The organism is Agathobaculum sp. TL06 (genome assembly GCF_054658635.1).
This window is the reverse complement of record NZ_BAAGGY010000007.1, coordinates 29,144-42,682: the sequence shown is the minus strand read 5'-3', so window position 1 is coordinate 42,682 and position 13,539 is coordinate 29,144. Positions and strand designations below refer to the sequence as shown.

General features: G+C 59.3%; 13 protein-coding genes and 1 pseudogene. 7 read left to right on the top strand and 7 right to left on the bottom strand.

Annotation, left to right across the window (positions count from 1 at the left end; translation table 11 throughout):
* Positions 1 to 27: 27 nt before the first annotated feature.
* The 3 genes and pseudogenes from ACYQ3S_RS05500 to ACYQ3S_RS05490 all read left to right on the top strand — a co-directional run.
* Positions 28 to 159, top strand: a pseudogene (locus tag ACYQ3S_RS05500) (LacI family DNA-binding transcriptional regulator); the annotation flags it as partial.
* Positions 160 to 174: 15 nt separating this feature from the next.
* Positions 175 to 1,038 carry a substrate-binding domain-containing protein gene (locus tag ACYQ3S_RS05495; RefSeq protein ID WP_459687767.1) on the top strand — a complete coding sequence of 288 codons (864 nt, stop codon included), beginning with the start codon at positions 175 to 177 and terminating at the stop codon, positions 1,036 to 1,038.
* 663 nt (positions 1,039 to 1,701) lie between these two features.
* Positions 1,702 to 2,265 carry a manganese efflux pump MntP gene (locus tag ACYQ3S_RS05490; RefSeq protein ID WP_459687697.1) on the top strand — a complete coding sequence of 188 codons (564 nt, stop codon included), beginning with the start codon at positions 1,702 to 1,704 and terminating at the stop codon, positions 2,263 to 2,265.
* Between the two features lie 58 nt (positions 2,266 to 2,323).
* On the opposite strand, the gene ACYQ3S_RS05485 is transcribed toward ACYQ3S_RS05490, so the two are convergent.
* The 4 genes from ACYQ3S_RS05485 to ACYQ3S_RS05470 form a co-directional block, all read right to left on the bottom strand.
* Positions 2,324 to 2,707 (bottom strand): GNAT family N-acetyltransferase, encoded by a 384-nt coding sequence (locus ACYQ3S_RS05485; protein ID WP_459687696.1) that lies wholly within the window; start codon positions 2,705 to 2,707, stop codon positions 2,324 to 2,326.
* 71 nt (positions 2,708 to 2,778) lie between these two features.
* The gene (locus tag ACYQ3S_RS05480) at positions 2,779 to 3,558 is read right to left on the bottom strand and encodes an ABC transporter ATP-binding protein (RefSeq protein WP_459687695.1); all 780 of its coding nucleotides are present in this window, start codon (positions 3,556 to 3,558) and stop codon (positions 2,779 to 2,781) included.
* Positions 3,551 to 4,507: an ABC transporter permease gene (locus ACYQ3S_RS05475; protein ID WP_459687694.1), complete on the bottom strand. Its 957-nt coding sequence runs from the start codon at positions 4,505 to 4,507 to the stop codon at positions 3,551 to 3,553. The genes ACYQ3S_RS05480 and ACYQ3S_RS05475 overlap by 8 nt, the downstream gene beginning before the upstream one ends.
* A gap of 116 nt (positions 4,508 to 4,623) precedes the next feature.
* The gene (locus ACYQ3S_RS05470) at positions 4,624 to 5,649 is read right to left on the bottom strand and encodes an ABC transporter substrate-binding protein (RefSeq protein ID WP_459687693.1); all 1,026 of its coding nucleotides are present in this window, start codon (positions 5,647 to 5,649) and stop codon (positions 4,624 to 4,626) included.
* A 252-nt stretch (positions 5,650 to 5,901) separates the two neighbouring features.
* Between ACYQ3S_RS05470 and ACYQ3S_RS05465 the strand changes: the two genes are divergently transcribed.
* Genes ACYQ3S_RS05465 through ACYQ3S_RS05455 form a run of 3 tightly spaced genes read left to right on the top strand, consistent with a single transcriptional unit; the run spans position 5,902 to position 8,014 of the window.
* Entirely contained in the window at positions 5,902 to 6,306 is a 405-nt protein-coding gene (locus tag ACYQ3S_RS05465) for a CBS domain-containing protein (RefSeq protein WP_459687692.1), read from the top strand.
* A 15-nt stretch (positions 6,307 to 6,321) separates the two neighbouring features.
* Positions 6,322 to 7,296 carry a hypothetical protein gene (locus ACYQ3S_RS05460; protein WP_459687691.1) on the top strand — a complete coding sequence of 325 codons (975 nt, stop codon included), beginning with the start codon at positions 6,322 to 6,324 and terminating at the stop codon, positions 7,294 to 7,296.
* A 37-nt stretch (positions 7,297 to 7,333) separates the two neighbouring features.
* Complete coding sequence (locus ACYQ3S_RS05455; protein WP_459687690.1) at positions 7,334 to 8,014, top strand: PspA/IM30 family protein; 681 nt, start codon at positions 7,334 to 7,336, stop codon at positions 8,012 to 8,014.
* Between the two features lie 45 nt (positions 8,015 to 8,059).
* Here the strand turns inward: ACYQ3S_RS05455 and ACYQ3S_RS05450 are convergent, their stop codons facing one another.
* The 3 genes from ACYQ3S_RS05450 to ACYQ3S_RS05440 are packed head-to-tail and all read right to left on the bottom strand — an operon-like array spanning position 8,060 to position 12,052.
* Positions 8,060 to 9,646, bottom strand: coding sequence for a response regulator (locus ACYQ3S_RS05450; protein ID WP_459687689.1), 1,587 nt, complete (start codon positions 9,644 to 9,646; stop codon positions 8,060 to 8,062).
* Positions 9,647 to 9,659: 13 nt separating this feature from the next.
* Complete coding sequence (locus tag ACYQ3S_RS05445) at positions 9,660 to 11,078, bottom strand: sensor histidine kinase (RefSeq protein WP_459687688.1); 1,419 nt, start codon at positions 11,076 to 11,078, stop codon at positions 9,660 to 9,662.
* Positions 11,075 to 12,052, bottom strand: coding sequence for a substrate-binding domain-containing protein (locus tag ACYQ3S_RS05440; protein WP_459687687.1), 978 nt, complete (start codon positions 12,050 to 12,052; stop codon positions 11,075 to 11,077). The genes ACYQ3S_RS05445 and ACYQ3S_RS05440 overlap by 4 nt, the downstream gene beginning before the upstream one ends.
* A gap of 364 nt (positions 12,053 to 12,416) precedes the next feature.
* Here ACYQ3S_RS05440 and ACYQ3S_RS05435 point away from each other — a divergent pair, with 364 nt between their 5' ends.
* Complete coding sequence (locus tag ACYQ3S_RS05435) at positions 12,417 to 13,532, top strand: substrate-binding domain-containing protein (protein WP_459687686.1); 1,116 nt, start codon at positions 12,417 to 12,419, stop codon at positions 13,530 to 13,532.
* The last annotated feature ends 7 nt before the right edge of the window (positions 13,533 to 13,539 follow it).

Sequence of the window (13,539 nt, the reverse complement as noted above, 5' to 3'; positions counted from 1 at the left end):
TGAATAGACAACTGCGAGGTGAGCTATATGAAGGTTACGCTGAAAACGATTGCTGATCTTGCAGGGACATCTCCCGCTACAGTTTCCAGAGCGTTGACGAATCGGGGATACGTCAGTGATCGGACCCGTGTTCGCATTGAAAAAGCGGTGGAGGAAACAGGATATACCCCGAAAATGACACAGCAGATTGCGATTGGCCAGGTCAAAAAAATCGTTATGGTCATTTCGGCAAACATAACCAGCCAGGTATATATCAACTATTTCCAGGGGATAACCGATTATTTGAGCAAAAAGGGATACATTTGCCTGGAGGCTTTCAGTGATGCCAATCCGGCGAAAGAGGCGCAATATTTAAGGTTTGCGTCAAACAACCAGTTTGGCGCGGTCGTCCTGTTAAATATATCGGAGACGCCTGATTTGAGCCGGCAGCTGACGAGCGTGCGGTGTCCGGTCGTGTTTGTGAACCGTTATCTGCGCTCGGCCGATGTGGATGCAATCTGTGTGGACAACTACAGGGGCGGGTATACGGCAACAAAGTATTTGATTGATGCGGGACATAAAAATATCATCCATCTGGCAGGCCTGCCAAGCTCGGTGGTAAGCCAGGACCGTTTATTGGGCTTTCAGGATGCGCTGCTGGACGCGGGTCTGCCTTTTTCCAGCAAAAATATTTTTCAGGGAGACCTGACGAAAGAAAGCGGGGAGGAGCTGGGGCGAATTTTGTCCACGGCGGAGCATGACTTTACCGCGGTGTTTGTTTCCAATGACATGATGGCAATCGGATTGCTGAATTCCTTATTTGCGCACGGAGTGATGGTACCCGACGATATGAGCATTATCAGCTTTGATACCACCCCAATTGTAAAAAACGCGCGTGTTAAGCTGACGACGGTAGGGTTCAGCAGCTTTGAGATGGGTGTCGCGGCTGGGGAAATTGTTTACCAGCGGATGCATGCGAAAAAGGGGACACCCCGAAGAGTGATATATCCGGCGACTATTGAGGAGGGAGACAGCGTAAGGATACTCCATCAGACATAAGGTTACAACCTTCAGGGGGCGAGGATATCCGGAAAGGATATGCCGGACAGGCGGCGTGCTGACCAACAGGCGGCACGCCGTTTGTTTTATGGTTCTGCCTCTTCGCACAGGCATAAAAATACCCCCATCCGAAGCATCCGCTTCGGATGGGGGCGTCTCTTTGGCGCAGGCTCAGCCGCGCTTATTCTTTTCCGGCGTGTTATACTGACGGACCAGGTAGCGCACATAGGTATTGTTCTCGATCGAGCGCTCGCTCATGGTGCAGATCGCCTGCAAAAACTTGTTCATTGTCTGTGGCCTCCCTTTCGGTTTGATTTTTGGATGGTATCTATCATACGCGGCTTGAGCGGAGAAAACAAGGCGATATTTGAACAAATAGCACAAAAATAAATATATAAATTTGTATAATATAATGAAATATCCGCTGCAAACCCGCTTCCCCTGCCGCAGATCATATTGACTTTTGCGCCTGCATATGGTATGATAAAGCACAATAAGGGAGTAGTCGGCACGGAGCGTTCCAGCCGTGCGGCAGGGCCAACATACTGGGGAGGACGCTCCTCTGGCTTTGCATGAAATGACGAGACTTATCTGTTCGAGGAGGCAGATGGGTCTTATTTTTTATGCTTTTCTGCCGCCCGTGTACGACAAGGAGGACAAGAAATGGGTTTGTTGGAGCTGTTCATTATCGCGGTGGGTCTGTCCATGGACGCGTTCGCGGTATCCATCTGCAAGGGGTTGAGCGTGCGCACGCTCAGGCCGCGGCATGCGCTGGTCACGGGGCTGTATTTCGGCGGCTTCCAGATGCTCATGCCGCTGATCGGGTTCGCGCTCGGTGTGCGGTTCCAAACGCTGATTACCAGCGTGGACCACTGGATCGCGTTTGTGCTGCTGGCCCTGATCGGCGGCAACATGGTCCGCGAGTCGCGCGCGCAGGAGGAGGAGAGCCTTAGCGATTCCTTTTCCTTTGCCACAATGCTGCCGCTCGCGGTGGCGACCAGCATCGACGCGCTGGCCGTGGGCGTGACGTTCGCGTTCCTGCAGGTGGATATCGTGCCGGCGGTGTGCTTGATCGGGGCCACGACCTTTTGCCTGTCCTGCGCGGGCGTTAAGATCGGGCATGTATTCGGGGCAAAGTATAAAGCCCGCGCGGAGCTGTTTGGCGGCGCGGTGCTGATCCTGATGGGGCTCAAGATCCTGCTCGAGCATCTGGGCGTGCTGGGGTAACGGCCGCCGAAACAGGAAAAAAAGGACGCCGGAAGGCGTCCTTTTCTGCAAAAGCGGGTCAGCGGCGGGCTTTTGGGATGGTATACGCGGCCAGGCCGCGCGGGCAGCCGTTTTTCTCATAAAACGCCTGCGCCTCCGGCTGCGCGCCGAAGTACAGCATGGTCGGGGTATGCGCCTGGGCGAGCCGGAGCAGACGGCTGCCGATCCCCCGCCTCTGGTGCGAGGGAAGGACGAGCAGCTCAGTGATGGTGCCAAAGTAATAGCCGTCCGAAAGGATGCGCAGGCATCCCACAAGCGTCCCGCTGTCATACGCGGTGATATTGATGGTTCTGGATAACGCGGCCTGCGTCCGCTCCCGATCATATTCCCCCGGCCATACCGCATTGACAAAAGGGAGAAACACATCCGCGTCCAGCGTGCGGTCGTCCACCTTGTATTCCATGTTCATCCTCCTGTTACCATATGGAAAAAGGGCGCTTTGAACGCCCTTTTCCCTGAAACCGGCTGCCGCCGTTATTCGCTGAGCAGCATGCGGTCGTTTTCGATATTGAACTTTTCCAGCAGGTCGCGCACGGTGAGGTTTTTCTTCTCCTCCCCGCGGATATCGACGATCACCTTGCCCGCGTCCATCATAATCAGGCGGTTGCCGTACTGGATCGCGTTTTTCATGTTGTGCGTGACCATCAGCGTGGTCAGGTTGTCGCGCGCGACGATCTCCTCGGTGAGCTGCAGCACCTTGTCCGCGGTCTTGGGGTCGAGCGCGGCGGTATGCTCGTCGAGCAGCAGCAGGTCGGGCTTTTGCAGCGTCGCCATCAGCAGCGTCAGCGCCTGGCGCTGCCCGCCGGACAGCAGGCCGACCTTGCTGGTCATGCGGTCCTCCAGCCCGAGGCCGAGCGTGGCGAGCTTTTCGCGGTAGAGGGCGCGTTCCTCATTGGTGATGCCGTGGCCCAGGCCGCGCGACTTGCCGCGCCGGTAGGCCAGGGCGAGATTTTCTTCAATGCCCATGGTGGCGGCCGTACCCATCATGGGGTCCTGGAACACGCGGCCGAGGAAGCGCGCGCGCTTATGCTCGGGCAGGTTCGTGAGGTTGAAGCCGTTTAAGCGGATCAGGCCCGCGTCTACCGGATACACGCCTGCGATCAGGTTGAGCGTGGTGGACTTGCCCGCGCCGTTGCCGCCGATAACCGTGACGAAATCGCCGTTTTCCAGCGTCAAGTCCAGGCCGTCGATGGCGCGCTTTTCGTTGACCGTACCCGCGTTGAACGTTTTATAGATGCCCTTCAGCTCAAGCATTGCCATCCTCCTCCTTTTCCGTGCCGCCGGACTTGGCGACCGCCTTGGCCGCGCCCTTGAAGTATTTGTTCTTCCAGTAGGGGATGGCGAGGAAGACCGCCACGACCGCCGCGGTGATGAGCTTGAGGTCGTTGGTGTCCAGGCCGGCGGTCAGCACCACCTGGATGACCACATAGTAGATCACCGCGCCGAACGCCACGCCCAGCAGGCGCAGCGCGAAGTTGCGGAAAATGCGGCTGAACACGACCTCGCCGATGATGACCGCCGCCAGGCCGATGACGATTGCGCCGCGGCCGGCGTTGACATCCGCGAAGCCCTGGTACTGGCAGTACAGCGCGCTGGCCAGCGCGACCAGGCCGTTGGACAGCATCAGGCCGAGCACCTTGTTGAAATTGACGTTGATGCCCTGCGCGCGGCTCATGTTCGGGTTGGCGCCGGTGGCGCGGATGGCGCAGCCGAGCGCGGTGCCGAAGAACCAGTACAGCGCCGCAATCACGATCACGGTGAACACCCCCGCGACAAAGATCGGGTTTTCGAGGGTGAGCTGCTTGACGTTGCGCAGCGATACCAGCAGGTCGTAATTGTTCGGGTTGATCGCCATGTTGGCCTTTTTATCCATGATGCGCAGGTTGATGGAGAACAGCGCAAGCTGCGTCAGGATACCGGCGAGGATCGCGGGTATGCCCATAAAGGTGTGCAGGATGCCGGTAATCAGGCCGGCCAGCATGCCCGCGATGAACGCGCACAGCAGCGCCACCCAGACGTTGACGCCGCTCGTCATCAGCACGATGCACACCGCGCCGCCTGTGGCCATGGTGCCGTCCACCGTCAGGTCGGCCAGGTCGAGCACGCGGAACGTGATGAACACGCCGATTGCCATCAGGCCCCAGATCAAACCCTGTGCCGCCGCGCCGGGCAGCGCGGACAGCAGGTTGGAGAAGAATTCCACTTTGATTCCCCCAATAAGTAATCATCTGATAAAGTGCGAAAGCACATTACATATAGTATAACAAAAAAAAGCGGAAAAGCAAAGCCTTTTCCGCTTTTTTCGTCCGGTGGGTCGGGTTATTCGCCGATTGCCTCGTAGCCGTCCGGAATGGTGATGCCGAGCGTCTCGCAGTTGGCGGCGTTGTACATCTTGGTGAAGTTGGGCGCGGGCTCGATGGTCATTTCGCCCGGGTTCGCGCCGTTGACAAGGACTTCGAACGCCATCTCACCGGTGACCTCGCCCAGCTCGTAATAGTCGATGGACAGGGTGGCCACGCCGCAGCCCTCGCAGATGCCCTGCTCGCCCGCGATAACCGGCACACCCGCCGGCAGGACCACGTTGGCGATCGCTTCCGTGCAGGAGGCAGCGGTGTTATCCGTGGGGATATAGATGACGTCGCAGGCGGAAGCCGCGTTCTGGGTGACGGAGGCTACGTCATTCGAGTCCGTGAAAGCGTACTCGGTGCAGGTGTAGCCCATCTCCTCCAGGAAGGGCCTGATGGTGTCCACCTGGTAGCGGGAGTTCGGCTCGGCCGAGCAGAACAGCAGGCCCACGTTCTTTGCATCTGGAAACAGCTCCTGCAACATTTCGGCCTGCCCATCAAGCGGGGCGAGGTCGGTCGTGCCGGAGATATTCGCGCCGCTGGTCGAGGTGCTGGTCCAGCCCTCCACGCCGAGCGCGGTGCCGTAGTCCGAAATCGAGGTGCCGAGGATCGGGATATCCGCGGTTGCGGCCTGCGCGGCCTGCAGCGCCGCCGTGGCGTTGGCCATGATCAGGTCCACATTCGAGGAAACAAAGCCGTTGACGATGGTGGTGCAGTTGGCGGATTCGCCCGAAGCGTTCTGGGGATCAAATTTTACCGAGCCGCCGGCCGCGGTGACCAGCTCCTCGAGCTTATCCTGGAAGCCCTGCGTGGCCAGGTCGAGCGCCGGATGCTGTACAAGCTGTACGATGCCGACGTTGTATTCGCCGGCCTGGGCGGCGGTATCGTCGCCGCTGGCGTCGTTGTCCTGGGTCGTGGAATCGGTGTTGGAATTGCCGCAGGCAGCCATGGAAAGCGCCATCGCGCCGGCCATCAGTGCGGCGAGCAATCTCTTTTTCATGAGTAAACCCCTTTTCTGCATAAAATGCGTGTCAAAAACCGGTAAAGCCTGTTGACTTTTACAGTTTAGCAGTTAAAAGAGCATAAGTCAAGGCTGCAGGGCATATTTTTTTGCTGCGGCCGCGGCCGGCTGTCAACTTTTACAAGAATACCCTGTCAAATTGTAAATAAACTGTAAGTATTGACCGATAACGGTTGACCGGCAGGCCGCGGCATTATACAATAACAGAGGAATCAAACGGAGGAAAACCACATGAACATATCTTTTTTTCTCAAACCGAAAATAGAGGTTTCGTACCTGTTCGACGACTGTCCGGTGCGGCAGGCGCTTGACGATATGATGAAAAGCGGGTTTACCGCGATTCCGGTGATCGACCATAAGGGGCGTTACATCGGCACGATCGGGGAGGGGGACTTCCTGCGCCTTCTGCTGCGCAAAACGCCGGAGCAGCTCGAAAAAATGACCGTGGGCGAGGTCGAGCGCCGCGTGCGGCACCGGTCGGTGAGCATCGACGCCAAAATGGAGGATATGGTGGAGCTCGTAACCGCACAGAACTTTGTGCCGGTCGCGGATGGACGCGGCATGTTTATCGGCATCGTCACGCGGCATGACGTAATCAAGCACCTGCGCGATACCTGCAGGGCGGAAAAAAACTGACGGAGGGGGAACAGAATGGGAAGATCAGGAGGCGGCGGGTTCCGCGGCGGGGGTGGCTTCCGCGGCGGCGGACGGTCCTCCGGCGGTTTTTCCGGCGGCGGAGGACGCAGCGGCGGCAGCTTTGGCGGCGGCGGGTTCCGCGGCGGCTTCGGCGGGTTCCGCACGGGACCGGTTATTATTCACAATTCGCGCCGTTACTACGGCGGCGGAGGCGGCGGCGGGCCGAGCGGTGGAAACGGCGGCGGACGCGGCATGACGGTGCTGGTTGCCGTGATCGCCGTGCTGCTGTTTATCGGCGTTCTGCTGGCTTCGGGCGGTCTCTCCTCGGGCGGCGGGGTGGCCAGGTCCACGGTGGAGCGGGAAAAGCTGCCCGCCTCGGCCGTGCAGGAGACCGGCTATTATACGGACGAGGGCGGCTGGTTTGGCAACGCCAACCGTCTGGAGGCCGGCATGAAGCAGTTTTATCGGGAAACGGGTGTGCAGCCCTACCTGTACCTGCTGCCAAACGGCGCGGTTACCTCGGTCAGCGAGCTGACCGAAAAAGCGGAGGAGCTGTATCCGCAGCTGTTTCAGGATGAGGGGCATTTCCTGCTGGTGTTCTGCGACGACGGGCATGGCTCCTACAACTGCGGCTATACGGCCGGCAGCATGGCCAAGTCCGTGATGGACGACGAGGCGGTCGGCATCCTCGCCGACTATCTGGACCGGTATTACAGCGACTATTCGATCAGCGAGGAGGAGATTTTCTCCAACGCCTTTGCCAAAACCGGCGAGCGGATCATGACCGTGACCCGATCGCCCGTGGTACCGGTGGCGGTCTGCGCCGCCGTGGTGGTCGTGGCGGTTCTGGTGTTCCTGACGCTCAAAAAGCGCCGCGAGCAGCGGGAGCGGGAGCAGAAGCGCGCCGAGGAGATCCTGAAAACGCCGCTGGAAAAGTTCGGAGACCAGGAAGTTGAGGATCTGGCAAAGAAATATGAGGATAAACCATAAGCAAAAAAGAAACCGTGTGGAAAAGGAGTAAAAAATCATGGGCATTCTGGAACGCTTCACCGACATTATCAAGGCAAACATCAACGACCTGCTCGATCGGGCGGAGGATCCGGCGAAAATGATCGACCAATACCTGCGCGACCTGACCGAGAACCTGGCCGAGGTGAAAAAGGAGACCGCGGGCGTGATGGCGCAGGAATCGCGCGCGAAGCGCATGGTGGAGGATAATCGGGTCGAGACCGAGAAATACGACGGCTTGGCGCGTAAGGCGCTGCAGGCCGGAAATGAGGGCGACGCGCGCGTGTTCCTCGCCAAAAAGCAGCAGCTTGCCGAAAAGGCGGCCTCGCTGCAGGCGACCTATGACGCCGCGCACGAAAACGCACAGAAGATGCGCCAGATGCACGATAAGCTGGTTGAGGACATTGGCACGCTGAACGCCCGCCGCGAAATGATTAAGGCAAAGGTCGCGGTCGCCAAGACCCAGCAGAAGGTCAACGAGTTTTCCTCGTCCGCGGACAAGGCCGCGGGCGCGATGAGCGCGTTCGAGCGCATGGAGGCCAAGGCCGATGAGATGCTCGACCGTTCGAGCGCGATGGCCGAGCTGAACGGGCAGCCGAAGGACGAGGCCGCGGAGCTGGAAAAGAAATACGCCCAGGCGGGCGCTTCCTCCGCGGTAGACGAAGAGCTTGCCAGACTGAAAGCAGAGATGGGCCTGTAACCGGTCAGCCAGAGCAAAGGGGAGAGCGAAGCCGCTCTCCCCTTTTTATTGCGCCTGTTTCCGGTAGACACTGGGCGATATGCCGGTGTATTTCTTGAAAATATAGCTGAAATAGTGCGGCTCATTGTAGCCGATGGCGTAGGCGATATCGGCGAGCCGTAGGTCGGTCTCGCGCAGCAGGCGTTTGCTCTGCTCGACGCGGAACCGCGTCAGGTATTCCACAAAGGTCTGCCCCATCTGCTGGGAAAATACCGTGCTGAAATGGTTGGGGCTGAAGCCCACCTCGGCCGCCACCGTGTTGAGCGAAAGGTCGTTGTCCGCAAAATGCCGGCGGATATAGTCCTTGGCGCGCTGCAGCTCCTCCCCGTACCGCACGCCTTGCTTGCGGTCGCGCTGCAGGATGACGGCCTCCACCAGCGAGCGGGCAAAGGCAAGCGTGTCCGGATAGGTCACAACGGCTTTCATCAGGGTATCGCTGTTTCCCGCGTCCCGCAGGATGGCAGGCTGCTCCGCGTCGATGCTCTGCAGCAGGCGCATGGAGGAAACGACCAGATCGGCCAGCAGGTAATACCGGTACAATAGGCTGGAGCCGTTTTCCTCGCGCGCGGAGCCGAAGTGGTGCTCGAGCAGGAAATCGATATCCTCCTGCGACACATGGCGCAGCCGTTCCGCAAGCGGGACCGCTTCGGTGAAATCGAACTGGGGGAACAGGCCGTGCTCCAGATCAAGCGCGCTGAGGATCGAGCCGTGCGGCTGGCCGACCAGCCCGCCGAGCGAGCGCCTGGCATCCTGATAGGAGCGCGGCAGCTCGCTCAACCGCGGCACAATCGAGCCGATGCCGGCGGAAAGGCTGGCGTTCATCATGCGCTCGGCCTCGTGTTTGAGCGCCTGCGCGGTTTCATAGGCGGTTTCGAGGAGCGCGTCATTTTCCCCGGCCTTGAGCAGCAGGAGGAAGCCGTCCCCGCGGCCGCACCACAGGATATCCTCCCGTTCGTCGAGCATGCGGCCGAGCAGCAGGCAGAACTGGCGGCGCAGCAGACTTTCCGAAACATCCCCTGTATCCGAGCGGATGTCCAGGCAGCAGATCAGATATTGCCGCGCGGCGAGCGAAAGGCCAAGCTTTTCCGCCCGCGCCAGCGCGTCCGAAGCGGAAAAGACCTCGTCCAGCAGCTCGTTGAGGAAATGGCTGACCATTACCCCGCGTTTGTGTGCGGAGGCGTTTTCCGTATCCAGGCCGGTGAAATAAGAGGCGCGCTCCTCCTCGATTTTGCGCGCGGTCTTTTCCAGGCTGCCCAGAAGCTGCGGCATGGTGACCGGCTTGAGGATGTATTCATCCACGCCGAGCGAGACCGCCTTGCGCGCGTATTCAAATTCGTCGTGGCCGCTCAGGATGAGGATATGCACCCAGGGCATTTTCGCGCGGATCATTTCGCACAGCTCCAGGCCGTCCAGAAAGGGCATGCGGATATCGGTCAGCAGGATATCCGGTTTAAGCTCCTGGATCATGGGCAGGGCCAGCTCGCCATCCGAGGCTTCCCCGCAGATGGCGTATTGGTTTTCCGCGCTCTGCAGAAGCTCGCGGATGCCTTTGCGCACGACCTCCTCGTCGTCCACAATAAATAATTGATACATGGCGTTTCCTCCGTCAGTCCATACGGCAGGGGATGGTGAATGATATGGTCGTGCCGGACCGGTAGGCGCTTTGGATATCCAGGCCGGAGTTGTTGTAATAAAGGCGGATGCGCTGGTTGACGTTGTACAGGCCGAAGCCGGCCTGCGGGCCGGCGTCCGAGGTCAGCGCCGCGCGCACCTCGGCCAGCCGCTCCGCGGACATGCCGATGCCGGTATCCGACACTGAGAACGTCATGGTCTGGTCGGGATTGCGCCGGCCGGTGACGGTAATCAGGCCACGCCCCCGCTTTTTCTTGATGCCGTGATAGATCGCGTTCTCCACAAGGGGCTGAAGCAGCAACTTGAGGATGGGACAGGGGGCGAGCGACTCCTCCACATCGATGCGGTACTGCATGATGCTTTCATAGCGCACGGCCTGTATTTTCAGATAGCTTTCCACATGGGACAGCTCCTGGCCGACGGTGATATAGTCGCTGCCGCCGCTCAGCGAGATACGGAAAAACTGGGTCAGCGCCATTGTGATATCCACGACCGCCTGATTTTCCTTCTGCTGTGCCAGCCAGACGATCGTATCCAGCGTGTTATAAATAAAATGCGGGGTGATCTGCGCCTGCAGGGTGCGCATTTCCGCTTTGCGCAGACTGCGCTGGTCCGCAATGCGGTTCTCGATCAGCTCGTCAAGCTGGTCGGCCATGGTGTTGAGGCTGCGGGTCAGGGTGTCCAGCTCGGATACGGAGGGCGGCGCGGCGCGCGCCTCCAAGTTGCCCGCCGCGAGCTGGACCGACATGGCCTCCAGCCTGCCGATCGGCTCGCGGATGTCCCGCTGCACCGACCGGCAGGAATCCACCGCCGCCATGATGATGACCAGCAGCAGCAGCGCGGCGAGAAAGGTGATCGCGACCGAGCAGGTGCGGAGCTGGCCGTTAATATCCGAAATCACGCCGATCTCAATGAAAATATACTCCTGCAGGACGGTGTGGAGCAGGTCGGACACGCTTCGGATCTCGCGCAGGATCTGCTCGTTGGAATACATGACCGAATGGCGGTAGGAGGGCGCGCCCAGCTCCTCCATATAGGAGGACATCGTATCCACAAGCCGCACAGCAGCCTCTACCTGCTGGCGGCTTTCATAGATTTCGGTTTCGTAAAGCAGGCGGTCCAGGCGGGTGGAGATCTCGTCCATGATATGCTCCTGCGCCCCTGCCTGGTAAGCCTGGTTGCCGGCAACGATATCCCAAAGCTCGCTTTCCAGACGGGCGCCGGACAGATCGACGATAGCGCGCGCATCCGAAATATAGTTGATATGCTGGTGGTAACGCGCGGTTGTGGGAAGCAGGAACAGGAGCAGGAGTACGGTCGGCACGGACAGCAGGCCAACGATGAACAGATAGGAGGAATGCAGGCGGCGCTGGATGCTCTGCTGTTTTTTCATGGCCCGATCCCCCCGTTGACCAGCAGGGTCCCGGGGAGAAGCGTGCTCTCCGCGGGCGACCCGCCCTGTTCCAGCATCCAGACCAGATCGATGACCGTTGTGCCGAAATCGGTGAGGTCGCACTGGCCGAGCGCGTTGATTTTGCCATCGGAAAAGGCCTGCATCACGCTTTCCCCGCCGCCGAGGGAAAATATACGCACGTCGCTGCCCGGCCGCAGGCCGTTTTCCTCGAGCGCGTCGATCACGCCGAGCGTCATTCCATCGTTATAGGACAGCACGGTGTCGAATTCATATTCGTTGCGCAGCAGGGAGCGGATCAGCTCATAGGCGCGCGAGCGCATATAATCCCCGCCCACGCTGAAGCAGAGCCGGTATTGGCTGCTTTGGGAAAGCGAATCCTGAAAGCCATCCGAGATATCGTGCGCCGCCGAGGAGGCTACTGTGCCGCCGAGCTGGACGAGCTGGAACCCGTCGCTGCCGCTCTGGCACAGCGTTGCCGCAAGCTGGCCGGACAGGGCGTAATAGTCGAAGCCGACGTGGTAGACCTGACAGGCGCTATCCTGCGGGCCGCCCGCGGCGGATTGGGACAGACGCTCGTTAATCGTAATCAGCGGGATTTCGGCCTCCGCGGCTTCGGACAGGATGTATTCCCAGCCGTTTTCCATTACCGGGGAAAAGATGATGGCATTCGTCCGGTAAACCAGGAGCGTGCGGATCGCGTCGATCTGGTCGGCCTGCGTGCGCGCGGTCTGGATGGTGGTCACCTGGATATGGCTGCGGCGCGCGGCCTGCTGGATGCTGTCGTACATCTGCTGCTTCCAGTCGTCCTCGCAGTCGGTCAGCACAAGGCCGATCACAACGTCAGGCGTGGCTGTGCCGCGGCCGGAGGGCTGGAACAGGATCACGCTTTCCACCAGCAGCATGCCGGCGACAATCGCGGCGATCGCGAGCAGGAGCGGTTTTCTGACCGGCATGAACATTCCTCCATTTCCGTCCGGCGCAGCGGATAAAACGCGCGGCCGCAGCAGCATACCATAATAAAAAATCATATCGGAAACCGGAGGCCGTTGCAACTGGAAACAAATTCCGCATGGGTGTATTGTGCAGGAAAATGTTGTATATTTGCAAAAAATACGCAATATAAATAGGGAATATCGAAAAAATAATGCGGAAAATGAAAGAGGTACGAATTTTTCTGATATTTTTTTGTTAGTGGGGCGGGCTGCGAAAATTTCTCGTAAGTTTGTGCATTTCCATGCGGGGAGCGGACCTTTATACTAAAGCTACGATCCGACAGGAGACGGAGAAGAAAGAGACAAGAGATAAGGAGGCAATATTATGAAAAAGAGAATGCTGTCATTACTGAGCCTGCTGCTGGCGGGCATGCTGACCCTGACCGCCTGCGGAAGCGGCGGCCAGACAACGGGCGGTCAGACCGATGAGGATACGGGTGACGCCCAGGCCGAAACCACGGATGTGGGCGAGGGCATGGTGGATACCTCGCAGTTCAAGAAGGACGGGCCGTACACCATCGGCTTTTCCAACATCTCGGTGGTCAACACGTTCCGCGTGCAGATGGTGCGCGAGCTGGAATACGCGGCCGAGCAGGCGGGCGTGACCCTGTATACGACGGACGCGGGCGGCGATACCTCCAAGCAGGTATCCGATATTCAGGACCTGATGGCGCGCGGCATCGATGCGCTGCTGGTCGCGCCGGGCTCCACGACCGCCACCAACGCGGTGACCAGAAAAGCGATCGACCAGGGTATACCGGTCATTGTCTTTAACTCCGAGGTAGAGGATGAGAGCGCGTTTACCGGCTATGTGGGTACGGACGCGATCGAGTTCGGCTATGTTATGGGTAAATGGCTGCTCAACGAGCTGGATGGCAAGGGCAACATCATCGTTCTGGACGGCACGGCCGGTGCGGGTGTCGGCGAGATGCGCCACCAGGGGCTGCAAAAAGCGCTGGACGAGCTGCCGGACGGCGGCAAGAACATCAATATCCTCGCCACCTATTATGCCGACTGGGCCTATGACAAGGGCAAGCAGGCGACCGAGCAGGCGCTCGCGGCTTATCCGGATATTGACGGCGTATGGTCGCAGGGCGGCGCCATGACGCAGGGCGCAATCGAAGCGTTCCAGGCGGCGGGACGCCCGCTGGTACCGATGACCGGCGAGGACAGCAACGGCTTCCTCAAGCTGTGGAAGGAAGCGCAGTCCGAAGGCTTCAAGTCCATCGCGGCGAGCGACGCCGCCTGGCAGGGCGAGGTTGCGCTTGAGGCCGCGCTCAAGGCGCTGGCCGGCGAGCCAATCGAAAAGTACAACTATATTCCGGTGCCGACGATTACCGACGCCGATATTGACCAGTATGTCCGGCCGGAATACTCGGATGCCTATTGGTGCAACACCAAGATGCCCAAGGAGGTAGCGGACCAGTACTATCTTGAGTGATTGACAG